The sequence below is a fragment of the Paenibacillus sp. EZ-K15 genome, from assembly GCF_002573715.1.
In the GTDB taxonomy this organism is placed as follows: Bacteria; Bacillota; Bacilli; order Paenibacillales; family Paenibacillaceae; genus Paenibacillus_AQ.
Map to the genome: position 1 here is coordinate 1 of NZ_PDHM01000016.1, position 24,208 is coordinate 24,208.

The window sequence follows — 24,208 nt, forward strand, 5'->3', positions numbered from 1 at the left end:
TTTGTCTTAGTAGGTTTATTATTACTACAAGTTTAAGAGGTGTCCACTTTTTATTCTAGGTGCATATTTGTTCTTAATCAGAGTTTGCAAGGGTGCAGTTGCCTTGACAAGCTCTTTTTCACATGTTTAAGTTATACATGATATCGGAATTGGAGGAGAAGTCATGGACATCGATACTTTGGTTGAACGCATCAATCTACTAGCAAGAAAACAGAAAAGTGAGGGATTGACCGCGGAAGAGCTCAAGGAACGGGCTGAGCTTCGGGAAATATACCTTAACAATATTCGGGGTAACTTTAGACAACAGCTGGAATCGATCGAATGGGTTGATGAAAATGAACAAAAAGGCGGCCCGCGATTAAAACATTAGTCGATAAACTTGCGCATGGATCTACAACCAGTGATTCATGACCAGATAGTAGGATAGAATTATAATACTTGGGGTGCCGATTATTCGCGGGAATCGAATACGGTTACCCCAAGTTTATATGGATTGGTAATATATTGAAATTGAATCCAGGGGGAACCATATGTCACGATCATGGGAAAGAAAAGTCAACAAAAATATGTCACAGCTCAACAAGCAGCGTAAGAAGCAGGGGCTGACCTCGTACCAAGGCTCTGCCGTTACTGATAAGCATGATGTATTTAAGGGACGTAAATATGTACTTCCGTTAGTGCTTGTTGCATTGGCTGGTGTGTATGCACTTCTTGGAACGGCGACGTCCGAGGCTGCAGGTGGAAGCAACGATGTACTGAACTGGGTAGGTGTCAGCTTGTACATTCTGTTAGCGCTTATGATTTTCTTACGCAAGCCTTATTTGAAGATTGAGCGTGCTTCCGTATCCACCATGAAGTTCAATCGGGAACGTCGACTGGCTGTATCGGATATCGAGAAGATCAAATTGGCTTCGGGTTCCGTCGTGATCCAGGGCAAGGGGAAAGCAGGCAACTGGGTATTCTCGCGTATGATGAATCTTTATGATACGAAAGCGATGGGCGAAAGATTAGAAGAGTTCGCAAAAACTCATCAAATTCCAGTAGAGCATAATTAACAAATAGAATAGATCAAAGTGTATATGAGGAGTGGGAGAGACATGCCGATAGCTGCGGTTTTGTTTGATTTGGACGACACGTTATTGTGGGATGAACGTAGTGTGGAAGAAGCGTTTGAAGTGACATGCCAGGCCGGAGCGAACGAGACCGGCATTGATGCCAAAGCACTGTTGGCCGCAGTACGGGAAGAAGCGAGAGCATTATATGAATCATATGATACCTTTGCTTTTACCAAAATGATCGGAATTAATCCTTTCGAAGGCTTGTGGGCTAATTTCACGGCTGGATCGCAGCCTGAATTCAGAAAACTGCAGGAGCTGGCACCCGTATACCGCAAGGAATCATGGCGACGCGGACTTCAGCGCCTGGGCGTTGATCATGAAACATTGGCCGAAACGTTGGCTGCACAATTCGCTGCTGAACGCAGAACAAGACCATATGTATATGAAGAAACGTTTGAAGTTCTGAAGGAATTGCAGGGAAATGTAAAGCTGCTGCTTCTCACGAACGGAAGTCCGGATCTGCAGCAGGAGAAGCTGGACGGTGTTCCAGAACTGGTTCCTTATTTTGATCATATCATCATCTCCGGTGATTTTGGCAAAGGGAAGCCGGATGTCTCCATCTTCCAGCATGCACTTGACTTGTTGGGTGTTGAGGCGGATCAGGCCGTGATGGTGGGAGATAAGCTGACCACGGACATTAAAGGCGGAAATGCGGCAGGACTGCATACGGTTTGGATCAATCGGGTAAACCGACCTCATGATCCGTCCATTCAACCGAAGTTTGAGATCAAACATTTATCGGAGCTGCATGCCATCGTCGCATCCTTGTAAACTACGCAATGAAGAACTCACACCCGAATAATGGGTGCGCAAAGGTACATAGGAACAGCCCTAACAGCAGATTCTGCGGTTATGGGCTGTTTTTTGTTGGTTACACAATCGGACTTGAGCCGTGCATTTGGCAATGATAAACGTCACACAATTGTAAGCTGCATGAGATAGAAGTAAAAGAATAATGCGATATAATGGTTTAGGTAACTTAACGAGGTTTGGTAATGACCATTACGTGAATGAACCATACATAGCCCTATTCTGTAAAAGAGGTGTAGAGAATGACCCGAAAAAAGATAGCCTTACTTGCAGCCATGGTGCTGATGGCGGTTGCGCTTGCCGCATGTAATGACAGCAAAACGGAATCCGGAGAAGATGTGATGGCGGAACCCATCATTGTCGAGCTGTCTTTGACGCCGGAGAGCATTAAGGCTGGCGAGAAGGTGCTGATCGAAGCGAAAGTGACGCAAGCCGGCAGTCCGGTGGAAGATGCCAACGATGTGGAATTTGAAGTCACGCTGGAAGGCGGAGGCGTTCAGGCAAAGGTCCCGGTTAAGCATGATCAGGACGGGGTTTACAAAATGGAGAAAACCTTCGATGAGGCTGGAACCTATCGCATCGTTTCACATGTCACGGCGAGAGGACAGCATTCCATGCCGTTGAAGGAACTGAAGGTAACGGAGTAACACATCGCTAATAAATAAGGCAGCACATGGTCCGCAAGGCGGATCGATGCGCTGCCTTATTTCGTTTTCCTATTCAATCTGCCCGCAGGCTTATTGGAATTGAGGATCTTCTACCGGTGTAGCAACCCAGCCGTTCTCTTCAATGAAAAGACGAACAGCGATGATCTGCTTGTTCTCCATCAATGTGAAGAAGTGAGGTGTGTTTTCCGGTACGGAAATGACATCGCCTGGCTCAAGCTCAACATTAAAGTAACCGACATCGTCGGAGCCCTTAATAATGAAGATTCCCTTACCGCCGACAATCGCACGGATTTCGTCTTCCGCGTGGGTGTGAACCTCTTCGAATTTTTTCAACAGGTCCTCGATATTGGGCGTGGATTCGGAAAGTGTGATGACATCCCAAATTTTGTAGCCGCGTCTTGAAGCCAAGTCACGAATTTCTTCATCATAGATGTCCAAAATGCGCTTCTTATCGTCATCACTAAGCTTGAAATTTTCTTGAAGCGCTGCCGGGAGTTTTTCCATATTCCAGTGCTCGTAAACAACCTCTTGGTTATTCAGGAATTCCCGAACATTATCTTCTCCAGTAATGCGTTCGTTCGTGTTGCGAATCACAATCTCTGCCATTTCTTTAACCCTCTTTCTCCCGTTGGATTAATATGTATTATAGCCCCCCTCACAGCATTTGTCATCTGCAAATGTTGATTTGTACCTATTGCAACGCAATATTTCGGCTTTTCTATTGAAAAATATTCTGATACACTAAGATTTAACGTTTTCGGGGGAGGTTTATGAGTTGAACAAGCCTAGCTTACAAGAAATACTTAAAGAACGAATATTAATTCTTGATGGTGCCATGGGCACAATGATCCAGCAGGAGGACCTCTCAGCTGAAGATTTTGGCGGCCCGGACCTTGATGGCTGTAATGAAATGCTGGTCATTCATCGACCGGATGTCATTCAAAAAATACATGAACAATATCTTGAAGCAGGTGCCGACCTGATTGAAACCAATACGTTTGGCGCAACCTCCGTTGTGCTTGCTGAATACGATATTCCTGAGCTTGCCCGGGAAATCAACCTGAAAGCGGCTCATTTGGCCCGCGCAGCGGTTGAAAAATATTCCACGCCGGACAACCCGCGCTATGTGGTAGGAGCGATGGGTCCGACAACCAAGACGTTATCGGTTACCGGTGGTGTGACCTTTGCCGAATTGATCGAGAGCTACGAGGAGCAAGCCGTTGCCTTGATTGAGGGCGGGGTTGATGCGCTTCTGCTCGAAACATCGCAGGATACATTAAATGTGAAGGCCGGGAGCATTGGGATTCGCCAAGCGTTTGATAAAACGGGTGTCACGCTTCCAATTATGATATCCGGTACGATTGAGCCGATGGGGACGACGCTGGCCGGACAAAACATAGAAGCATTCTACATTTCGTTGGAACATCTGAATCCCGTATCGATTGGCCTTAACTGTGCAACGGGCCCGGAATTCATGCGTGACCATATTCGCTCCTTATCCGAAATGTCGAGAAGTGCCATCAGCTGTTATCCTAACGCGGGTCTCCCAGACGAGAACGGGCAGTACCATGAATCTCCTGAATCGTTGGCTCAAAAGATGGGGGCTTTTGCTGAAAAAGGCTGGCTCAACATCGCCGGCGGATGCTGTGGGACAACACCCGACCATATTCGCGCTTTAAAACAAACGATGGATGGTTTCTCCCCCCGACCGCTGGATGGTGGACATTTGCCGGCATTATCCGGTATCGAGCCGGTATATATCGAGCAGGAAAACCGACCGTATATGGTAGGGGAGAGAACGAATGTTCTGGGTTCCAGAAAGTTTAAGCGTTTAATTGTAGAAGGTAAATATGAGGAAGCCTCCGAGATCGCTCGTGCCCAGGTCAAGAATGGCGCGCATGTCATTGATGTTTGCGTACAGGATCCGGATCGTGAAGAATCGGAAGATATGATTAAATTCCTGGAGCTAGTAGTTAAAAAGGTTAAAGTGCCGCTCATGATCGATACCACGGATCCGGCCGTTATTGACCTGGCGCTGCAATATTCGCAAGGGAAAGCGATTATTAACTCTATTAACCTTGAAGACGGTGAAGAGAAGTTTGAGCATGTGATCCCGTTGGTGCATAAATACGGTGCCGCGGTTGTCGTAGGAACCATTGATGAGACTGGTCAGGCAATTCATCGTGACGACAAGCTGAAGGTGGCCCAGCGTTCTTATGATCTGTTGGTGAACAAATATGGCGTTTCGCCGGAGGACATTATTTTCGACACGCTTGTATTCCCGGTAGGTACAGGGGACGAGCAGTATATCGGATCAGCCAAGGAAACGATTGAAGGCATCCGCATAATAAAAGAAGCCATGCCAAAAGTGCATACGATTCTCGGAATCAGTAACGTTTCTTTCGGTTTGCCGGAAGCGGGCCGTGAAGTCCTGAACTCCGTGTATCTGTATGAGTGCACAAAAGCCGGATTGGACTACGCAATCGTGAATACCGAGAAGCTGGAGCGTTATGCCTCGATCCCAGAAGAAGAGCGTCGCTTAGCCGAGGATCTGATATACAGAACCAATGATGAGACGTTGGCGGCTTTTGTCGCAGCATTCCGGGATAAAAAGATAGAGAAGAAGGTTAAGGTATCCAATCTGACACTCGAGGAGCGACTTGCATCCTATGTAGTGGAAGGTTCTAAGGAAGGCCTCATTCCGGACTTAGATATAGCATTGACCAAATACGGCGCGCTCGAGATCATTAATGGACCACTGATGGCCGGGATGACCGAGGTTGGGCGTTTGTTCAACAACAATGAACTGATTGTCGCGGAGGTGCTGCAAAGTGCTGAAGTAATGAAGGCATCCGTAGCGTATCTGGAATCCTTTATGGAGAAAAACGAGACGTCGATCAAAGGGAAAATCATGCTTGCCACCGTGAAGGGGGACGTGCACGATATCGGTAAAAATCTGGTGGAGATCATCTTGTCCAACAATGGTTATCAAATCATTAATTTGGGTATAAAAGTACCACCGGAGCAAATTATCGAGGCATACCGCCGTGAGCAGCCTGATGCTATCGGTTTGTCCGGTTTGCTGGTGAAGTCAGCCCAACAGATGGTATCCACCGCCCAGGATTTGAAAAACGCAGGCATTAGCGTTCCGATCATGGTAGGGGGGGCGGCTCTGACACGGAAATTCACGAAGACCCGCATTCGTCCCGAGTATGACGGCATGGTGCTTTATGCCAAGGACGCCATGGATGGTCTTGCGTTGGCCAACCAGCTCAGCGATCCGGTGCAGCGGACGAGAATAGCGGAAGAGATTAAGGCAGAACAGGAAGCTGATGCTGCCGCTCCGCAAGTGGTTAAAGTGATGCCGAAGCTGTCAGAAGGACTGCGATCCAAAATTTCGACCGATGCTCCTGTATATTTACCGCCGGATATGGAGCGGCATGTGCTCCGGAATTATCCGATTTCGCACATTCTGCCTTATATCAACATGCAGATGCTGTTAGGACATCATTTAGGCCTGAAAGGCTCAGTGGAACAGCTGCTGAAAGCCAATGACCCGAAGGCGGTATCGCTTAAGGAGACCGTTGATGGTATTCTGGAAGAGGCCGTTCAATCGGGGATCATACAGGCGCATGCAATGTACCGTTTCTTCCCGGCACAGTCAAGAGGAAATGATATTCTAATATACGATCCAAAAGATACAACAAAAGTGTTGCATACCTTTACGTTTCCAAGACAACAGGTTGAGCCGTACCTGTGCTTGGCGGATTTCCTGAAATCCGTAGATAGCGGGGTTATGGATTACGTTGGATTCCTTGTCGTTACAGCCGGCCACGGCGTCGGAAAATTGTCCGGGGAATGGAAGGACAAGGGTGACTATTTGCGCTCCCACGCGCTTCAATCGGTCGCCCTGGAAACGGCAGAAGGGCTGGCGGAGCGGATTCACCATATGATGCGGGATACGTGGGGATACCCCGATCCGGCAGACATGACCATGAAACAGCGCTTGGGAGCGAGATACCAAGGCATTCGCGTATCATTCGGGTATCCGGCCTGTCCGGATCTGGAGGATCAGGAACCGTTATTTAAATTGATGCAGCCAGAAGATATCGGCGTTCATCTAACCGAAGGTTTCATGATGGAACCTGAGGCATCGGTATCCGCCATGGTGTTCAGTCATCCGGAAGCTCATTATTTTAACGTAGATAAAGCTTAACATTTGAATACCGGTACAGCCGGTTTGAAATCCTCCGAATGTTTCGGGGGATTTCTCCGGTTTACAACCGAAAGGGGAGAAGAGGGATGGAACTCTATTTTCTAGGAACAAATGCGGGGGTTCCTACGCTGCAGCGTAACGTGACCTCGATTGCACTGCGTATGCTGGAAGAACGAAGAAGTCTGTGGCTGTTTGATTGTGGAGAAGGCACGCAGCATCAAATATTGAAATCCCCGCTCAAGCTGTCCAAGCTTGAAAAGGTATTCATCACCCATATGCATGGTGACCATGTATTCGGTTTGCCAGGTTTGCTATCCAGCCGAGGTGCCCAAGGGGTAACTTCACCCCTGACGATATATGGTCCCCCTGGTATTAAGGCCTTCATTGAAACTACGCTGAGCATCAGCCAATCGCGCGTTCCTTATACGATGGAGGTCATTGAGCATACCGGAGGCGTGCTGTTTGAGGACGATAACTTCCTCGTGGAATCGGCAAAGCTGGATCACAGGGCCGAGAGTTATGGCTACCGTATCGTGGAGAAGGATCTTCCCGGCAGTCTGGACCTGAAACGGTTGGCGGACTATGGTCTCAAGCCAGGGCCGCTTTATGGCAAGCTGAAAAGAGGGGAAAGCGTGGAACTCGGCGACGGCCGATGGATTCATGCCTCTGATGTGCTCATGACACCGAAAAAAGGGAGAGTGGTCACGATTCTCGGGGATACAAGGCCATGCCCTGGAGTGGAGACTCTGGCCAAAGACGCCGATCTTTTGGTCCATGAAGCCACTTTCATGGAGGATCTGTCGGAGCTCGCGCACGAATACTATCACAGTACGGCTAAACAGGCGGCGGAAGCAGCGAAACGGGCTGGAGTAATATCGCTGTTCCTGACCCATTTCAGCTCCCGGTATAAGGATATGGAGCATTTGCAGCCGCTGCTCAAGGAAGCGCAGGAGATTTTTGAGAATACACGCTTGGCAGAGGATTTCGGATTGTACCCAATCCAGCGCAAATCATAAGTCAATAGAGCTGCTATTTACAGGGAAATATCGAGTGATGGAGTGAATTATTTTCCGGGAAAGCGCAGGAAATGACAAACCGGTTTATAATCACTAATGCTTGGACAGTCTTCGATATCTTTCGACTGATTAGCTACCGGGCTGAAGTACTCGCCATGAGCCTTGCAACCGGAAGTAGCCTTCTTTACAATAATACTAACTGGGGTTTCTACGTAAGTATGCTTCAGGATAGTGTATGAACCGTGGTTATACATATTTATACCGACATATGACGATGATTGACGATCACGGCGATGCCGAGAGATCCCATACTTTAGCCGATGAATCATTTATGGCGTGAAGGAAAGAAATAAAGAAGGTGCTATCAATTCATGGAAAAACCAAAACCAAAAGGATTACTGATTGACCTGGATGGAACGCTTTATCATGGCCGTTATCGAATTGAGGGGGCAGACCTTCTCATCGAGCGGCTGAAGGAATTGCAGATTCCTCTTCTGTATGTAACGAATAATTCATCACGAACACCCGGGCAGGTTGCGGCGCATCTGATGGAGATGGGGATACCTGCCTTGCCGGAGGAAGTCTGCACCTCTTCCCTGGCTGCAGCTAAATATATTGCGGAGAAGTCGCCGGGTGCCAAAGTGGCAATGCTCGGAGAAGAGGGGCTTCGTGAAGCGCTCTTGTCTGCTGGCCTGAATATCGTGGAGCAGTCCCCTGAATATGTGATTCAAGGAATCGACCGCTCGTTCCATTACGAGAAGTTAACCAGTGCCGTTCGCTGGATTCAGGAGGGTGCCGTGTCGATATTGACCAATCCTGATTTACAGCTTCCGTCGGACACCGGCTTGATGCCCGGTGCAGGTTCGCTGGGTGCTGCGATCGAAGCCGCTTCCGGAGTGAAACCGACGGTCATCGGAAAGCCGTCCTCGATTTTAATGAAATTTGCTTCGGATCGCCTCGGTTTGGCCCCGGAGGACACTTATGTAATCGGAGATAATATACGTACGGATATCGCTGCCGGCGCGCATGCCGGCTGTAAGACGGTGCTCGTTATGACCGGAATCACGACCGATCTCAATATGGAGGCGCATATGGAAGCCACGGGTGTCACACCGGACTTTATCTGCCGGGATTTGAGCGAAGTGATAAACCTGCTGTGCTCATAATGAGCGAAAGTGTACATTAACTTTTGTGATTGACGAAAGGGAAGATGAATGATGCCGGAACTGCCGGAAATGGAAAATTACCGAAGATTGTTATCGCAGAGCATTTTGAATGTGCCGATCACGAATGTTGTCGTGAACCGTGAAAAATCACTGAATGTGACGGTTGACGAGTTTACTTCCGAGTTAAAGGGAAGCAAGGTCATTTTTGTGGAACGTAGAGGCAAATACCTCATATTCCATCTGCATAACGGAGGCAGATTGCTGCTTCACCTCATGCTGGGCGGCATTTTGTATTTAGGGCATAGGGATGAGGAGCGTCCTTCAAGGTCGACCCAGGTCGAGATCACATTTGGTGAACAGGTGCTGTATTTTATCGGTCTGCGTCTGGGTTACTTGCATTTCTTAACAGCCAGAGAAGCGGAAAATGCGCTTAAAGAGCTTGGTCCTGAACTTCTGGATCGGCGAATGACCAAAGCGCGCTTCGTTGAACGGATTGGAAAACGACGGGGCGCTTTAAAAACAACGCTGGTTAATCAGCAGGTTGTCGCCGGAATTGGCAACTGTTATGCGGATGAGATTGCCTTTGATGCTCACATTCACCCGCTGTCCAAAATTCAGGATCTATCGGAGCAGTCTTTAGAGCAGTTATACGAGAGTGCCGTTAAAGTGATGCACGAGGCGACGGATGGCGGCGGATATATGGAAATGCCGTTTCAGGAAGGGGACACCCTGACGGGGGCTTATAACGACGAGTGCAAAGTTTACGATCGCGAAGGAGAGCCCTGTGTTCGCTGCGGCACGCCGATCGTGAAGGCGGAGCACACCTCGCGCAAAGTGTTCTTTTGTCCGAATTGTCAGCATGAAGTCTAAAGTCCGGATTGGAAGTCATGTCAGCACACGAGGCGGATTTCTCGCAGCAGCTCAGCATGCAGCCGGCATCGGTTCACTCGCCTATCAGTATTTCCCGAAAAATCCGCGCAGTCTTCATTTGAAGACGCCGGATGTCCGCAATGCCGCCGCATGCTCAAAGTTTTGTCAGGAACAAGGACTCGTTTCGATCGCGCACACACCATATCCGACGAATCTGGCGGTTGGCTTAACCCGGGGAGAAGAGTTTTACCAGTTGACCGTAGATTCCCTTAAGAATGATCTCATGATTGCCGAGGCTTGCGGATCGCTGGGTATCGTGGTTCATTTTGGGCATCTCAAGAGCCAGGATATCCTTGAAGGGTATCAGAATATTATTCGCTGCATGAATGATGTGTTGGCTTCCTGGACGGGAAGGGCCAAGCTGCTGATCGAGAATCAGGCGGGGGACCATGGGTCCATGGGGATGACGCTTGAAGAGAGTGTGAAGGTTAGACAGCTTGCTGATGATCCGGAAAAAATAGGCTTTTGCCTGGATACCTGCCACTTGTTTGCTGCCGGAGGCTGGGACATTTCGAATACGGATGAGCTCCTTGCCAGGGGCAAGTCGCTAGCCTATTGGGAATCCACCGTTGCCGTTCATCTGAACGATTCGAAATATGGGGCCGGTTCAAGAAAAGATCGCCACGCCCGCATCGGACAAGGTATGATAGGCACAGAAGCCTTGAAGCGTTTGGTTCTGGCACCGGAACTTGCGGGCAAGGCATTTGTCCTGGAAAGTGAAAAAGGGGCTGACGGCACGCATCGGGAAGACATCGCCAAGGTGCTGTCCTGGTCCTGATTAAGGGAGAGAGTAAAATGATTCATCTGTATTTAGACGACTGGCGCCCCAATCCGAAAGGATTTGCGCTGGCTCGAAACGGGGAAGAGTGCTTGTTGATGCTCCGTGAATGCGAAGTGGATGTTTTGTCGCTTGATTTTGAATTGGGGCACGGCCAGATGAACGGCGGCGACGTGGTTGCAGCCATGATCGCCGAAAACCTGCAGGCCAGGGAAATATACTTGCATACCTCAAGCCCGTCGGGCAGAAGAAAAATGTATGAGCTGCTCTATGAGCACATGCCGGAAAGCGTCCAGGTTCACAATGGGCCGATGCCGGAATCCGTTCTGCGGGAAGTTGCCCAGGGTTCAAGATGATTGAGGTTACACAGCGTGAATTGACAGAGAGGCTTGAATGGCACGAGCGCCTGACGAAACGAGATGCGAATGCGGAGCCTGTCATCGTATTTTTACATACGCCATTATGCGGCACATGTGCCGCTGCGCGTAAGATGATCGACATTGTGGAACATGTGGTGCCGGATGTACAGCTGCTCGAAGCCGATGTTAACTTTCTACCGGGCATTGTAGAACGGTATCAAATTCGCAGCGTTCCTGCATTGCTGGCTATTCAGTCGAGTCCCCTCGCCGCGCCGGAGGTGCTGTACCGGATGGGTTCCGTGCAGGATATCGTAAGTTTTGTTAGGAGTGTGAGGCCGTGATTTCGTTACAGCATGTGTCGCTCGTCAGAGGGAGCCGTCATATTCTGGATGATGTTAGTATCGAGATGAAGCCGGGACAGAACTGGGCCATTTTGGGCAGGAACGGATCAGGCAAAACGACGCTGCTGGAAATGATGACAGGATATATGTTTCCTTCCCGTGGGCGTGTTGAGGTCCTGGGTCATATTTACGGACAATGCGACGTTCGGGAGGTCCGGAAGTCCATTGGCTATATTAGCCAGTCATTATTAGAGAAATTGACCCTGAGCGACCCAGTCTGGGAAGTTGTGGCAACAGGGGCTTATGCCTTTCTGCGCTTCTACCAGGACATTCCGGAAGAGGCCACGAATCTAGCCTATTCCCTGCTGAACGAAATGAATTTCGGCCATCTGGCGGAGCAGCCTCTCGGGACATTGTCCCAAGGTGAACGGAAAAAGGTGATGTTGGCACGCTCCCTCATGGCCGATCCGAAGATTCTGATTATGGATGAGCCTTGTGCCGGCCTGGATTTGTATGAACGGGAGAAGATGCTGCAGGAGATTGACAACCTGAGGCAGCGCGAAATTACGGTTGTGTACGTCACGCATCATATCGAGGAGATTGTCCCTTTATTTACTCATGTGGCGCTCATGAAAGACGGCCGCTTAACGGGTGCGGGAACAAAAGAAGAGGTATTAAACCATGAACTTATCAAACAAACTTATGATATCGACGCTCAGCTGGAATGGGACGGCGGACGTCCCTGGATCAAAGTTATTTCTGGAGGTTAATCCGTTTGGATGAATTAAATGTGATGCAAGAGCATGAGGAACAGAAGCAAAATCACCGGGATTTTCACAGCAAGTGGGTATGCACAGCAAACCATGGTTTTGCTCCCTACGCCCAAGAAGAGCTGCGCCGGATGTTTGGCAGTTTAAAGAGCACGATGATGATGCCGGGCGAGGTGTTCTTGGCGACACTCGGCAGTTCCGAAGAGGAGGCGAAGCGGCTAATTACGTCTTCCCCGCCAATTTTTCTGCGGCATTTGTTTCCGGTACATCTGGAGGTAGCGGCCGATACCGCTGCCGAAGCATTGCATGCGGTCGTTGAGCATGTCATGAAGCAGGAGGAGATCGGCAGCAGCCGCGTATCCATCCAGATCCGAAAGACGGAGAACAGCTCGTGGAAGGAAAACCCGGCGGCGCTTCGAGATGAATTACAGCATCGCTTGGCTGCGCTAGAAATTGAATACACGGTTCAGGCGCCGGAGTGGATTATTTCACTATTCGCTGCTGACAGCGTCTGGTATGTTGGCGTGTCGCGGCCGGAGGACAACCTGTCGGATTGGAACGGAGGCGCCGTCCGCTTTCAACGGGAAGAGGGACAAATCTCAAGAGCCAAATTCAAGCTCCTTGAGGCGGAGAAACAGTTCGGGATTCCGTTTGATTCCTTCCGCAAGGCTGTCGATATCGGAGCAGCGCCTGGCGGATGGACATCCTTTCTATTGGAGCGCGGCCTGCAAGTTACGGCAGTTGATCCGGCGAAAATGCATCCATCACTCGATGGTCACAAAAACCTCCGCGTGATTCACAAGAATGCAGCGGACGTATCGTTTAGGGATTCTGAGTTTGACCTGTTAGTGTGTGATATGAGCTGGAGTCCTAAACAAATGGCCAGAATGGTGACCGGACTGCTGCACAGTCTTCAAACGGGCGGTACCGCTGTCATTACGGTGAAGCTGCTGACTAAGAAACCGATGGCGCTGGTAAAAGAAATCATGTCGGTGTTTGAAGAGTCCAGAATGCAGATTCAGGGAGCGAAGCAGCTGTTCCATAATCGGGACGAGATTACGCTATATATGATTAAGTATTAAAAAAGTCTTTACAAGTGAATGTAACTTGTTCTATAATGATTCCAAAATTAACCAATGACAACATTAGGGAAAGCATCCCGCTATTCATCACAATTCAGTGATGTGGCGGAGTGCTTTCCTTTTTTTTGTTGTGCTTGTAAGTCAGAGGAGAGGACGTTGACATGAATCAGCCTTGCAGATTGGTACATGGGGAAGTGTTGGGCGAGCGTTACGTGATTGACCGCGTGATTGGTGAAGGGGGCATGAGCTGTGTATATCTAGCCGAGGATCTGAAGCTGTCCGGGAAGAAATGGGCAGTGAAAGAGAGCTTGTCTGAACCCGGTATGCAGCGCGCCGTTCAGGATGAGGCACAGCTTCTGATTAAACTCAGTCACCCGCGGCTGCCGCGTATTGTCGATTTTTTTCATGTTCAGGATACCGGCTACACCTATTTAGTTATGGATTATATTCAGGGCATGACATTGGAGAAGTACTTCCGAGGATATCGGGGAAATGTGAATCCGGACTTCATTATGGAACTGATCGAGCAACTGCTGGATGTTCTGGAGTATCTCCATAATCACGAACCTCAGGTTATATTCCGAGATTTAAAGCCATCGAACATTATGCTGACCGATCAGCTGGAGGTTAGACTCATCGATTTTGGAATCGCGAGAAGTTATAAACAGGAGAGTGGCGAGGATACGGTCAAGCTAGGCACGGTTGGATTTGCAGCGCCGGAGCAATACGGAGGAAGGCAAAGCGATGCGAGATCGGACCTGTATGGACTTGGTGCGCTTCTGCTTTATCTCTCAACCGGAGGCAAATTCAGTGAATGGATAACGGGCGTGGAGCGACATATTCGTGGCGATTTACCAAGAGAGCTTGTGCCCGTTATCCGAAAGCTGCTGCAGTATGCTCCGGAGCACCGATATCAATCCACGGTAGAGGTTCGTTCAGCCCTAAACAGGCAGCAGTCGATTAGTGCGAATATAGCGGGTGTTCAGTCCAACACGCTAGCCGGGACGCTTGTGACGGCCGTATTGGGGACATCGTCCGGTGTAGGAACAACGCATAGCTGTATCGCATTTGGTCATTACTTGGCATCAAGGTACGGGAAGGTAGCGATCGTGGAAATGAGCGCAAAATCCACCGCCTTTACCCGGATTCAGGAAATTGCCGAGGGCGGGAAGCTGGGATACATCCGAAAATTCGAAATCAACGGGATTCATTTTTGGCGGCAAACGGCCAGAACGGAAGTTATTTCGCTACTCGGAGGCAGCTACGATGCAGTTGTGTTGGATTTGGGAGCATACCGGGACAGCGAACGGCTTGAGGAGTTCCTTCGGGCCGATCTGCCTATCGTTATCGGATCAGGAGCGGAGTGGCGACAGCATGATGTGGTGACGCTGGCCCGGATGCTGTTAAGACACCCACAGGCGGCCAGGATCTATGCACTGCCTCTCGCAGGAGAAGAAACAATTCAAGAGATGAGAAGAACGCTAGGAACGAATAAAGTTTATTCTTTACCCCTGCAATTGGATCCGTTTGAAGTACCGGACAGCAGCCGGGAGGCATTTGCACAGTTATTTCAGGACTACTTGCCGCCGGCAGAAAGGAAGCGAAGATTCAGGTTTCTAAAGAATTAACTGCATTTGAACTGAAGGAGATGAAGCAATGCCGATTATCAGGAGGCGCAGCCGCAAACTGATATTTGCTGGACTTGCCGGCGCAGCCGTAACGGGTGCCGTATGTGCCGGCGCAATGATGTATTATGTGCACGGTTATAAAGAGCAGCAGAATGAAGAGCGTACTAAATACGAGCAGCGAATCACGGAGCTTGAAGAGACGCAGCTGCAGCAGCTCAATTCAATGAAGGTTGCATGGGTCCCGTTAAAAGATATTCCGCCTGGTCATTTCATAGATGCGAAGGATATTAAGGAAGTGCGTTTGCCTGATGACGGTTCTTCCGGCAATCTGTTCTCGGTCAAGGAAGAGATCGCAGGGAAGGGGGCTAAGATCGAGCTGCTGCAGGGAACACCGATTACCCGCTCGATGCTCTTTGAAGAAGAGCCGACACCGTCTGATCTCCGTCATCGGGAGATGAAGTCCGTATATCTGCCAAGCAATTTACGCCAAGGGGATGTGATCGATGTAAGGGTTCAGTTTCCGACTGGACAGGATTACATCATTTTATCCAAGAAGAAGATCGACAAGCTTCAAAATCCAGCGTTCTGGACGACGTTAAGCGAGCAGGAGATTTTATTGCTTTCCAGCGCTTTGGTGGATGCTTATCTGCATGATGCAACGCTTTATGCACTCACTTATGTAGAGCCGGAGCTGCAAGATAGAGCGATTCCTAACTATCCTCCGAACGCTGAAGTAACGAAGCTGATTGCAAGTAACCCGAATATTGTGAAGAAAGCTGAGAAGTTTTTCGAGGTTACGCTGCGAAGCACGCTGGAAGAGGATTTAAAGAAGCTTCAGCCGAATCAGCAGGCTCAGGTATCCGACATGCATCATAACTCGATCTTTGCTAGCGGTGCAAGGAGTCCGGACTCCTGGAGTCCTGCGTCCAATATAAGCTCCCAAGCGAAATCTTCAACGGATACGGCATGGAATACCGCTGACATCCGTTCTGACGATGAGGCAAATACAGAGACTCCGCTCCGTGAAGAGCGGGATTCAGAAGCAGAGCAGATCTTGGGATCATCCGGCTCGCCAGAATCCCAGAATAGCAGTGATAAGGAATCACAAGAAGCGGAGTTGATATTCTCAAGTCCTTAGTAAGACAAGGCGAACCCCGAAGAACAGATGGTGAGTGAAGGAGTGTAATCAAAGTGAAGACTTGGATATTTACAGGCATCTGTGATAAGAGCGACATGCTCCTCTACATGTGCAAAATATTAGCCAATGGAGACAACAGAGTACTGCTCGTGGATGGTGCGATTGACGCGAAGTACAAACATTGCATAGCCGTGATGCATCCGCAGCTGCCGGTTATGGAGTTTGCCGGATTCGACGTGGCAACCGGATTTGAGAACTATACGTCGCTGATGGACTATCTGGAGGAAACAGACGAGAAGAAATATGACTATATCGTCATGGACGTAGAGAAGACGGAATTCCTGGACAAGATGCAGTGGGATACAGCAGATGCCCATGTTTGGGTTAGCGGGTTCGAGGTAACAGGACTGCGTAAGAGTACGGCTTTGCTTGATGAACTGAGAGCTTCAAGAACAGATGATCCGCTACCGCCTTTCCATCGGGTATATGTTCAGGTTATTGAAGATTTGATGGATGAAACCTACATTGAAGGCTATCTGGAAGACAGCCGGATTCAGTGGCTGGGTCCTCCCGTGAAAATGCCATGGGATGAATTGTTTTTCGCCTTGAAAATAAAAAATGAACATGCAGGAAGATTGGGCATCAAGCCATTGTCCAGACAGTATAAACGATCGCTTACCGAACTTCTCCGCCTTTTAACGGAAATGGAGCAGCGGCATATTCGCCGGGCACTTCGGCAAGCAGGAAGGAGGCATGCATGAGTCTGATTGCTGTATGGAGTCCCTTGAAGAGCGGCAGTGGCAGTACGATGTTGGCCTCGAGCTTACCTATCGTGTTGGCGCTTGAATATCAGGTCAAAGTGCTGCTCGCCCATGGTGGACATGCAGGGGAACGAGTGGAACAAGCCTTTACCTATAAGCAGGAATCATTAGATTATATGACGGCATTTCAAGATACCGGAATGGATGCATTGGAACGGCTTCGTGCAAGCGGGCGACTGAGCCCAGAGAATGTACGCAATTATACCTTGCCGCTCCTGTCTGATCGGCTCGATCTTTTATGTGGGCCGAAACCCATGTCTGCCGATGCTATACATGCCGCAAGAAATGCGGAGGACAGGAAACAGGCGGAACTTATGACCAGCGTGATGGAGTCCTCCAAGCGAAGTTACGACGTCACGGTAGCCGATGCAGGCAATGGAGTTCCTGGAGCGGCAGATCGTGCGATACTTCAAGCTGCAGACTTCATCGTAGTTGGTTTGAATCAGAATTTGCATGTCCTGGAGAGTGCGCTTAAACAGGAGTGGTTGCCCCCTGAAGTGAAGGACAAGGCATGCTTGTATATCGTCGGCAAATATGACCGGGATAGCCATTGTACACGTCAAAATATCAAGCGCCGCTTTGGCATCAAGACGACGGTACTTGGTGTTCCGTATTGTTCCAGGATGACGGATGCATGGAATATGCGCTCAGTTATGCCCTACATGCAGCGAAGCCGGGGAAGCGCTGACCTGAAACGCATGAGCTCACTATATAATGCGGTTCATAATCTGGCGGATGCCGTGGCTGAACACCTTGGTCTTCCTGCTGGCGGTTCGAAACTGGGAGGCCTGCATGCTCTTGGGTAATTCCTTGAATACGATATGGATCATCGTCATGATTTTGTTTGTATTGCTATTTGTATATCTGCGTTATTTGGATACCCGAAAACCGGCGGCTGCGATTTCGCGGGGATCGGATCCCTATTCTCTTGAAGCTATGACTGCGTTTGTTAAAGAAAGCCTCCATCAGCTGACGCACAGCCAGTTGTCTGATTTAGGGCTGCACGAAGAGGAGTATCGCCGCAGGCTGAACAAGCGAAGCGAATTGAGAAGTGCCCTCAAGGGCTGCGTTTCCGGAGATGTGCTGGATAAGGCGTATGTAAAGGATTTTTTAAAGCAGCTCCTGGTAAGAGACCTAGGTTTGAACGAGTCCAACATTCATGCAGCCATTCCGTTCGAAAACCTGACCGAGTTAACAGCCCAGGATCAATTCGAGATCATATTATACCTGTATAAGCAGAGGCACGGAGAGGATGCTTTATCCGTACTTCTTGAGACGTATGATCTTGCAGAGCCGCGCGTGATTCCAGGCTATGGAGAGGGCAGCGTTTATGCGGTTACCGAGGAGGACATCGCATATATCTATGAGTCAGAGAAGCGTCCGCTCTTGTTTCCGGAGAAGCTTGACATCGTCGTCCAGCGCATTTATCAGCAGTACAAAGGCTTTTCCGTTGTGGATGAAATCAGGGATCAACGGATCGACGGGATCAGTGGCGGCGTTAGTGGCATTCCTGTTAATCGTGACAGCGGGCAGGATATTTTTCACTCCCAGGATGAGTTCTTGGGGCTAAGTTTTTCGCATACCGAATCGCCTGCAACAGGCTGTGAGAGTGTGTGGATTTTTTATCGAGGGGTGTCGCTGCATCTAGCTTTTTTATCATTTGGTTCGATGCTGGAACTTAAGAGGGTATGTCAAAACATATACAAATATAATCATCCTGGGCAGCTTTCGGAAGCCAGCGGTTATAAAGTGAATGAGATGAAGGATGGCTCCAGGGTCGTTGTGGTCCGGCCCCCATTTGCCGAGTCCTGGGCGTTCTTTGTCCGCAAGTTTGATCTGCCCAAGGCTTCGCTGGATCAGTTAATTACGGGAAACGGCTCGGAATTGGTGATCGGTTTGTTGAGGTATTTAATGAAAGGCAGCCGGATTACGGCAATCACCGGTGCTCAGGGTTCCGGAAAAACAACGCTGCTCATGGCGATGGTGGGTCATATTTATGCGTCTTATACTCTTCGGGTTCAGGAGATGGCCTTTGAGCTGCATTTAAGGAAAATCTACAGCCGCCGGAATATTCTCAGCTTTAGGGAAACCGAGCATATTAGTGGGCAGGCAGGTCTGGATCTGCAGAAGAAAACGGACGGTACCGTTAATATTCTTGGTGAGGTTGCCAGTGACGAGGTAGCGTCATGGATGATACAGATGTCTCAAGTGGCAAGTTTGTTTACCGTGTTTACCCATCATGCCAAGACATTCAAAGACCTTGTACAATCTTTGCGCAACTCCTTGCTCAAGAACGGCGTTTTCAGGCAAGAGCATATTGCTGAGCAGCAGGTGGTCAGCGTGATCAACTTTGATATTCATCTTAGAAGAGACGCTTACGGTAACCGTTACATAGAGCGTATTACAGAGTGCATCCCGGTTGAGAAGGGATCCCTGCCACCATTTGAGGGAACTTCGGAAAACCGCTGGAAGAGCAGCATGGAGGAGTATTTTCAGCTAAGTGCAGAACATATGCGGAGATTGAACGAAGTAAGTTATTTCGTATCCCGTAATGTAATTGAATACCGGGACGGTGCCTATATCGCTGCCGCCAAGTTATCCGAAAGCAGTGTTCGTGAAATGACGGAGCAGATGCATCCGGAAGATGCCGAAGAATTCAGAGTGTTTCTGGCTTCGGGTTGGGGGGAACAAAGTGACCTCTAAAGATGTGTTAATACTGATTTTAATCATTTCTATGGCACTGTTTTCCATCACACTCGGTATCATGTCGTGGATGAACAGGAGACGAGGGTATCGTGAGGTAACTTCCGTCAAGGTGGATGCGGGCGAGGTAAGATCATTGCGGGGGATGTACCGGCAATGGTTTCAATTGGCCTATATGTATGGGATGAAGCTCCCGTTAATCAAAGCCTATCTTAAACGGATCAGACAGCGGATCGCGATCATGCATCCGTACGACGAAATATCACTCCGGTTTGAAACAGTGAGGCTAGCCTTCGCGATTACCGGCACGATCGGGTTAACTGCCATGCTCCTTATATGGAGTCATCCGGACTTGGGGTTTATTATCATTGTTATTCTCGCAGCAGCGGTTATTAACAATATGCTCGTTGAGATGTTCATTAACCGACTGGAACGAAAAATACTTATCCAATCGGTTGAATTGTTCTCCTCCGTCCGCCATCACTATCAGCAGCATGGAATGGTAGAGGAAGCTTTGTACGAGGGGGCGGAGACTTCTGGACATGAAATCTCTATGCATGCCCATCGGATCTACAATGCCTTGGTATCAAACGATCCTGATGACGAACTGGAGAGGTATTATGAGGTAGCGCCGAACCGATATCTTAAAGCGTTTGCGGGTATTTCACATCTGGTCATGGAGTTTGGCGATCATGCGAGAAAACAAGGCTCTATCTATCTGCATGGACTAAGCGGATTGACCAAGGAGATCCAATTGGAAATATTGCGCAGAGACAAGCTGGATTATTTAATGAAGGGCTTGAATGTGATTGCGTTGGCGCCGGTCTTTTTCACCAAACCGATTGAACGCTGGGCCAGAAGCAGTTTTCCGTCGATGGATGAGTTTTATATGAGCAAGCTCGGTTTTGTGACCAAGATATCAATTTATGTCATTATTCTCATTTCTTATATCTTGCTTCAGAAGCTCCAGCAAAATCGAGAAACGGATTACCGCGCAGAGGTTCAGAAGATGACCTTGGAAGAAAGGATGTACCGAATTGCTTCTATGCGCTGGCTTGTGAAGGTGATGGCTCCGACACCCGGTACGGTGAAATATGACAGGCAGGTACGGTTACTAAAGGAAAGCAACGCGAGAATCAAGTTCGAATGGCTCTATATCAGAAGGGTGACGTTTTTCCTCCTGGCTTTCTTTCTGTCGTTATCACTGGCAGTAGGCCTGCATGTGCAGGCAAAACATCATCTGCTGTATGTCCCCGTTTCCCTGAACCATTCCCTGTTCGGCCAAATGAATGAGATCGAACGTCGTCAGGCAGAAGAAACGGTTGAGCGTGATCGGCTGCTAATGGAACAATTGCATATGTCGCCGGATGTAACCGATGATCAGATCAAACAGATGGTCAGTGAGACAGACCCTATTGAATTGACCAAAGAACAAGTTGAGATCACAACTGATCGAATTATGACTAAATTGCAGCGCTATGATAGCGAGTATTTGAAATGGTGGGAGTTGCTCCTATCCTTTCTGGCAGGTATGGCTGCATATGCGGCGCCATTATGGCTGCTGCATTTTCACCGGAAAGTACGCAATATGGAAATGCGGCATGAAATTTATCAATTTCAGACGGTCATATCCATACTGCGTGGAATGGAGCGCATCTCGGTTGAGGGCATATTAGAATGGCTTAATCGGTTTGCCGTTATTTTTAAGATTCCCATTCAAAAAAGCTTGCTTCATTACGAACATGGCGCGCAGTTGGCATTGCTGGAGTTGAAGGAAGACGTCTGGTTTCCTGAATTTCAGCGGCTGGTGGACAAGCTGTTGCTTGCGGTAGATAAAGTACCGATCAAGGATGTTTTTGATGATCTCGATGGAGAAATGATATTTAGTTTCGAGCAGCGCAAGCAAGAGTATGAAGCGATGATCGACACGAAGGCCGCATGGGGGCGAATGATCGGTTTTACTCCGATGTATGCGCTGATTTTTATGTATCTTGTCATTCCGCTAATCGGCATGAGTTTCTCCCAGATGGAAACGTACTATGAGCAAATTCAACGATTATAACGATACGAGGATGGGTCAACCAGAATTATGATCAATAGGTTCAAAAAATAAATGAGAGAATGAGGGAGATTTCAATGAATAATGCATCATCCGCTTTAAAGGTTGCAGCAGGTATATTTCTGACCATTGCGCTGATTACCATTGTTGTTATTTTGTTTATTTCGGCCCAGGAGGCAACCAAAACCGCTCAGAACAACTTTTCAGATATTCAGACAGAGCTGTCCCAGGCAGCATTTACCGTGTATGACGGAACAACCATCAGCGGTTCTCAGGTGACAAACGCACTGCGTAAATACAAGGACAAGGATCAATTTGGCGTTTTCATAGCAACAGGGAAAAATAAAGCAGGGCAATGGTACGGCAATGTGTTGGAGAAGGACGGCTCGATTCCCAATCCGGATTCAAGACAAGGGAATATCGAACACGTTATGGATGAGAAAAGCCCAGAGTACGTTAATCCAAGCGGGAAATTTAAGGCCACCATCGTTAAGGATGATTCCAACGTGATCAGAGGCATCAAGTTTGATCAATAGTTATGAATGGAAAGGTGACTTGCCTTGCGTGAACAAACGATAAGCGCGCTTGAAATGGCAGCAGGAGTGGCATTATTTCTTGGCGCAGCCCTGTATGCATTCCAAATTCAGACGATGGTGGATGGCGGTATATCAGCCGCAGGCAGAATGACTCAGGAGCAGCATGCGGGTGTGATCACCGTAGAGATGACGAACGAGAACAGAAAGCTCATTTATAAGGGAAGCGAAGTATTATTCACGCTGCGAGAGGTTCAAGCAGGCGGCTTCAATATGTATGTGGATGGAGCACTGTTCCGATCAGGAAGTAATCCGGAGGAGCTGGATTTTTCGATCATTGATATGAACGCCCGTTATGCTACGGAGTACGTTCGGAGAATCGATGGAGATGTGGAGAGTATCCAGTTTGTTAAAGTGAGGTAACAACAATGTCAAACTCGGTTTCGAAATGGTTTGCTGCCTTTCTGGCGCTTCTCCTGCTGTACTTGGTTCCAGCAGGCGAGATGGCCAGAAGACAGGATGATCTGTCACGACTCGTTGTTTATCAATCCGTCACCAAATTCGTGGACAGTGTCCGTACGAAGGGGTATATTACTCCGATTATGTACAATGACTTCCTACAAGAGCTGGCAGCCACCGGGAACATTTACAATGTGGAGATGGAGCACCATCACAAGAAGTACCACCCGGAATATGCGGATCCTTCAGATCCTGGTACATTCCTGAACCGTTATTCCGTCGTATATGATGCTTACTATCAGGAAGATGTTATGGGATATTTGTTCCCGGAGTCGAATGTTGATAAACACGATGATAGACGCCGATACCGCTTAACGGCCGGAGATCACTTCCAGGTAAGTGTCAGTTCTCTGAATCGAACCCCCGGACTGATCATGTTCGATGCGCTGACCGGATCAAATTCAGGTGGCAAAGCAGCAATCGCATTCCCTTACGGAGGCTTGGTTCTGAATGAAGATTACTGATCTTGCCATCGTATTCACCGCCGTGTTTTTCCCCATGTTTATTATCTTGGGCATGCGTGCCGAGAGTCTGGAGGATGTCCGGTACGTAGAGATGAAATATTCGGCTGCGCTGCGCACAGCCGTCCAAGACGGCGGGATGATGCTGAACGATAATGAGACCCAGGACAAAGAGTCGGCATATGATTCTTTAAAATTTATGCGTGCGGACAAAGAGCGAGCGCTGGAGTCCTTTTCCCATACGCTGTACATCAATATGGGGATCGCGGATGATCCGGCTACGCAGACTGCCCTGTGGTGGTATATTCCTGCTATCGTTGTGCTGGATTATGACGGGTATTATATGTATGTTTCGCAAACCTTCACCAACGCGTATGGAGAGGAGCTCATGGAGCACAGATGGACACCCAAAATTCCTTATGCCTGGAATGATGGCAGGGGCAACAGCATCCAGTTTACATTGGATTCCTTCGTTCAGGTATATGAATCAGGTGGAGGTTCCTCCATCTGGCACTCTGGCTTTCGGGAGGATCTGACTGGCAGGACGGGTGTAGCTTTGCTGGAGGATAAGGATATGTTTGAACAAGTCAGGCGGATCACGATTGTGAATACCGTTCAAGATCATCTTGCTTATTACATACAGCGGCACAACCAAGTGGCGCTCCGAAACGGAGTATCTTATACGTTCGCGCTTCCGTTGATATCCCAGGAAGAGTGGGTGAATACGATTGATGATATCGGTATGATGGCGTTTATTCAAGGCATTCCCCTGGGCGATCAGTATTATAATAACTATGCCCTTGGAGGCGGCAGACTCGTTAAAGCTCCGGTCTATTTCGGAGGAGTGGATAGCAGGGGGCTCAAATATTATTATCGTGATGTCTGCCAATACAACCATCGCGTGGAAGAAGTGTTTCCGAGTGCCAAGGAGGCAGCGGCAGCCGGTTATCAGGAGAAAAGCTGTTCTAATCCCGGTGTTCTATAATCTCTGAAAGTTATGGTTTCTGCCGGACTCCAGGATGTGATACAATAAACTCTTGACTGTGTATATTTCGCTAAATTAACATGAAATAAGTTCATTTTATACAGACA

General features: G+C 48.7%; 24 protein-coding genes. 23 read left to right on the forward strand and 1 reads right to left on the reverse strand.

All coding sequences use genetic code 11. The features are described from left to right. Positions 1-163: 163 nt before the first annotated feature. The 4 genes from CRG97_RS12595 (at position 164) to CRG97_RS12610 (ending at position 2,575) form a co-directional block, all read left to right on the forward strand. Positions 164-370, forward strand: a complete 207-nt coding sequence (locus CRG97_RS12595; protein ID WP_098743267.1) for a DUF896 domain-containing protein — start codon at positions 164-166, stop codon at positions 368-370. Positions 371-530: 160 nt separating this feature from the next. Further along, positions 531-1,055 carry a hypothetical protein gene (locus tag CRG97_RS12600; protein ID WP_076321146.1) on the forward strand — a complete coding sequence of 175 codons (525 nt, stop codon included), beginning with the start codon at positions 531-533 and terminating at the stop codon, positions 1,053-1,055. 42 nt (positions 1,056-1,097) lie between these two features. After that, the gene (locus CRG97_RS12605) at positions 1,098-1,889 is read left to right on the forward strand and encodes an HAD family hydrolase (RefSeq protein WP_076321147.1); all 792 of its coding nucleotides are present in this window, start codon (positions 1,098-1,100) and stop codon (positions 1,887-1,889) included. A 281-nt stretch (positions 1,890-2,170) separates the two neighbouring features. Continuing rightward, positions 2,171-2,575 (forward strand): FixH family protein, encoded by a 405-nt coding sequence (locus CRG97_RS12610; protein ID WP_098743268.1) that lies wholly within the window; start codon positions 2,171-2,173, stop codon positions 2,573-2,575. A gap of 90 nt (positions 2,576-2,665) precedes the next feature. Here the strand turns inward: CRG97_RS12610 and CRG97_RS12615 are convergent, their stop codons facing one another. Beyond that, on the reverse strand, positions 2,666-3,202 hold the full coding sequence (locus CRG97_RS12615; protein WP_098743269.1) for a cupin domain-containing protein: 537 nt from the start codon (positions 3,200-3,202) through the stop codon (positions 2,666-2,668). A 169-nt stretch (positions 3,203-3,371) separates the two neighbouring features. Here CRG97_RS12615 and metH point away from each other — a divergent pair, with 169 nt between their 5' ends. The 19 genes from metH to CRG97_RS12710 all read left to right on the forward strand — a co-directional run bounded on the left by metH (position 3,372) and on the right by CRG97_RS12710 (position 24,101). Continuing rightward, the gene (gene metH / locus CRG97_RS12620; protein WP_098743270.1) at positions 3,372-6,812 is read left to right on the forward strand and encodes a methionine synthase; all 3,441 of its coding nucleotides are present in this window, start codon (positions 3,372-3,374) and stop codon (positions 6,810-6,812) included. Between the two features lie 86 nt (positions 6,813-6,898). Then, entirely contained in the window at positions 6,899-7,828 is a 930-nt protein-coding gene (gene rnz, locus CRG97_RS12625) for a ribonuclease Z (protein ID WP_098743271.1), read from the forward strand. A 371-nt stretch (positions 7,829-8,199) separates the two neighbouring features. Continuing rightward, the gene (locus CRG97_RS12630) at positions 8,200-8,994 is read left to right on the forward strand and encodes a TIGR01457 family HAD-type hydrolase (RefSeq protein WP_098743272.1); all 795 of its coding nucleotides are present in this window, start codon (positions 8,200-8,202) and stop codon (positions 8,992-8,994) included. A gap of 51 nt (positions 8,995-9,045) precedes the next feature. Further along, positions 9,046-9,864: a DNA-formamidopyrimidine glycosylase gene (mutM, locus tag CRG97_RS12635; protein ID WP_098743273.1), complete on the forward strand. Its 819-nt coding sequence runs from the start codon at positions 9,046-9,048 to the stop codon at positions 9,862-9,864. Further along, positions 9,854-10,702 carry a deoxyribonuclease IV gene (locus tag CRG97_RS12640; RefSeq protein WP_098743274.1) on the forward strand — a complete coding sequence of 283 codons (849 nt, stop codon included), beginning with the start codon at positions 9,854-9,856 and terminating at the stop codon, positions 10,700-10,702. The genes mutM and CRG97_RS12640 overlap by 11 nt, the downstream gene beginning before the upstream one ends. A gap of 17 nt (positions 10,703-10,719) precedes the next feature. Next, positions 10,720-11,058, forward strand: coding sequence for a cyclic-phosphate processing receiver domain-containing protein (locus CRG97_RS12645; protein WP_076321155.1), 339 nt, complete (start codon positions 10,720-10,722; stop codon positions 11,056-11,058). Beyond that, a complete protein-coding gene (locus CRG97_RS12650) occupies positions 11,055-11,402 on the forward strand; it encodes a thioredoxin family protein (RefSeq protein ID WP_098743275.1) in 348 nt (115 codons plus the stop codon). Before CRG97_RS12645 ends, CRG97_RS12650 begins: the two co-directional genes overlap by 4 nt. After that, positions 11,399-12,172, forward strand: coding sequence for an ABC transporter ATP-binding protein (locus CRG97_RS12655; protein ID WP_098743276.1), 774 nt, complete (start codon positions 11,399-11,401; stop codon positions 12,170-12,172). The genes CRG97_RS12650 and CRG97_RS12655 overlap by 4 nt, the downstream gene beginning before the upstream one ends. A gap of 5 nt (positions 12,173-12,177) precedes the next feature. Further along, positions 12,178-13,254 (forward strand): SAM-dependent methyltransferase, encoded by a 1,077-nt coding sequence (locus CRG97_RS12660; RefSeq protein WP_076321157.1) that lies wholly within the window; start codon positions 12,178-12,180, stop codon positions 13,252-13,254. A gap of 161 nt (positions 13,255-13,415) precedes the next feature. Next, positions 13,416-14,882, forward strand: coding sequence for a serine/threonine protein kinase (locus CRG97_RS12665; RefSeq protein ID WP_098743277.1), 1,467 nt, complete (start codon positions 13,416-13,418; stop codon positions 14,880-14,882). A 28-nt stretch (positions 14,883-14,910) separates the two neighbouring features. Then, positions 14,911-16,020: an SAF domain-containing protein gene (locus tag CRG97_RS12670; protein WP_098743278.1), complete on the forward strand. Its 1,110-nt coding sequence runs from the start codon at positions 14,911-14,913 to the stop codon at positions 16,018-16,020. 53 nt (positions 16,021-16,073) lie between these two features. Continuing rightward, entirely contained in the window at positions 16,074-16,781 is a 708-nt protein-coding gene (locus CRG97_RS12675) for a hypothetical protein (RefSeq protein ID WP_098743279.1), read from the forward strand. Continuing rightward, positions 16,778-17,647, forward strand: coding sequence for a CpaE/TadZ family protein (locus CRG97_RS12680; RefSeq protein ID WP_098743280.1), 870 nt, complete (start codon positions 16,778-16,780; stop codon positions 17,645-17,647). The genes CRG97_RS12675 and CRG97_RS12680 overlap by 4 nt, the downstream gene beginning before the upstream one ends. Beyond that, positions 17,634-19,544 carry an ATPase, T2SS/T4P/T4SS family gene (locus CRG97_RS12685; RefSeq protein ID WP_098743281.1) on the forward strand — a complete coding sequence of 637 codons (1,911 nt, stop codon included), beginning with the start codon at positions 17,634-17,636 and terminating at the stop codon, positions 19,542-19,544. The genes CRG97_RS12680 and CRG97_RS12685 overlap by 14 nt, the downstream gene beginning before the upstream one ends. Beyond that, positions 19,534-21,606 (forward strand): hypothetical protein, encoded by a 2,073-nt coding sequence (locus CRG97_RS12690; protein WP_098743282.1) that lies wholly within the window; start codon positions 19,534-19,536, stop codon positions 21,604-21,606. The genes CRG97_RS12685 and CRG97_RS12690 overlap by 11 nt, the downstream gene beginning before the upstream one ends. 74 nt (positions 21,607-21,680) lie before the next feature. Continuing rightward, complete coding sequence (locus tag CRG97_RS12695; protein ID WP_076321164.1) at positions 21,681-22,139, forward strand: ABC transporter permease; 459 nt, start codon at positions 21,681-21,683, stop codon at positions 22,137-22,139. Between the two features lie 24 nt (positions 22,140-22,163). Further along, entirely contained in the window at positions 22,164-22,559 is a 396-nt protein-coding gene (locus CRG97_RS12700; protein ID WP_237566376.1) for a hypothetical protein, read from the forward strand. Positions 22,560-22,564: 5 nt separating this feature from the next. Next, complete coding sequence (locus tag CRG97_RS12705) at positions 22,565-23,119, forward strand: hypothetical protein (RefSeq protein WP_098743283.1); 555 nt, start codon at positions 22,565-22,567, stop codon at positions 23,117-23,119. Beyond that, entirely contained in the window at positions 23,106-24,101 is a 996-nt protein-coding gene (locus CRG97_RS12710; protein ID WP_098743284.1) for a hypothetical protein, read from the forward strand. Before CRG97_RS12705 ends, CRG97_RS12710 begins: the two co-directional genes overlap by 14 nt. The last annotated feature ends 107 nt before the right edge of the window (positions 24,102-24,208 follow it).

Coding starts and splice junctions, on each gene's coding strand:
- CRG97_RS12645 (WP_076321155.1), top strand. CDS start 10,720: ATGATTCATCTGTATTTAGACGACTGGCGCCCCAATCCGAAAGGATTT.
- CRG97_RS12680 (WP_098743280.1), top strand. CDS start 16,778: ATGAGTCTGATTGCTGTATGGAGTCCCTTGAAGAGCGGCAGTGGCAGT.
- CRG97_RS12695 (WP_076321164.1), top strand. CDS start 21,681: ATGAATAATGCATCATCCGCTTTAAAGGTTGCAGCAGGTATATTTCTG.
- CRG97_RS12650 (WP_098743275.1), top strand. CDS start 11,055: ATGATTGAGGTTACACAGCGTGAATTGACAGAGAGGCTTGAATGGCAC.
- CRG97_RS12685 (WP_098743281.1), top strand. CDS start 17,634: ATGCTCTTGGGTAATTCCTTGAATACGATATGGATCATCGTCATGATT.
- rnz (WP_098743271.1), top strand. CDS start 6,899: ATGGAACTCTATTTTCTAGGAACAAATGCGGGGGTTCCTACGCTGCAG.
- CRG97_RS12710 (WP_098743284.1), top strand. CDS start 23,106: ATGAAGATTACTGATCTTGCCATCGTATTCACCGCCGTGTTTTTCCCC.
- CRG97_RS12630 (WP_098743272.1), top strand. CDS start 8,200: ATGGAAAAACCAAAACCAAAAGGATTACTGATTGACCTGGATGGAACG.
- CRG97_RS12670 (WP_098743278.1), top strand. CDS start 14,911: ATGCCGATTATCAGGAGGCGCAGCCGCAAACTGATATTTGCTGGACTT.
- CRG97_RS12665 (WP_098743277.1), top strand. CDS start 13,416: ATGAATCAGCCTTGCAGATTGGTACATGGGGAAGTGTTGGGCGAGCGT.
- CRG97_RS12640 (WP_098743274.1), top strand. CDS start 9,854: ATGAAGTCTAAAGTCCGGATTGGAAGTCATGTCAGCACACGAGGCGGA.
- CRG97_RS12605 (WP_076321147.1), top strand. CDS start 1,098: ATGCCGATAGCTGCGGTTTTGTTTGATTTGGACGACACGTTATTGTGG.
- CRG97_RS12610 (WP_098743268.1), top strand. CDS start 2,171: ATGACCCGAAAAAAGATAGCCTTACTTGCAGCCATGGTGCTGATGGCG.
- mutM (WP_098743273.1), top strand. CDS start 9,046: ATGCCGGAACTGCCGGAAATGGAAAATTACCGAAGATTGTTATCGCAG.
- CRG97_RS12705 (WP_098743283.1), top strand. CDS start 22,565: ATGTCAAACTCGGTTTCGAAATGGTTTGCTGCCTTTCTGGCGCTTCTC.
- CRG97_RS12615 (WP_098743269.1), bottom strand. CDS start 3,202: ATGGCAGAGATTGTGATTCGCAACACGAACGAACGCATTACTGGAGAA.
- CRG97_RS12595 (WP_098743267.1), top strand. CDS start 164: ATGGACATCGATACTTTGGTTGAACGCATCAATCTACTAGCAAGAAAA.
- CRG97_RS12600 (WP_076321146.1), top strand. CDS start 531: ATGTCACGATCATGGGAAAGAAAAGTCAACAAAAATATGTCACAGCTC.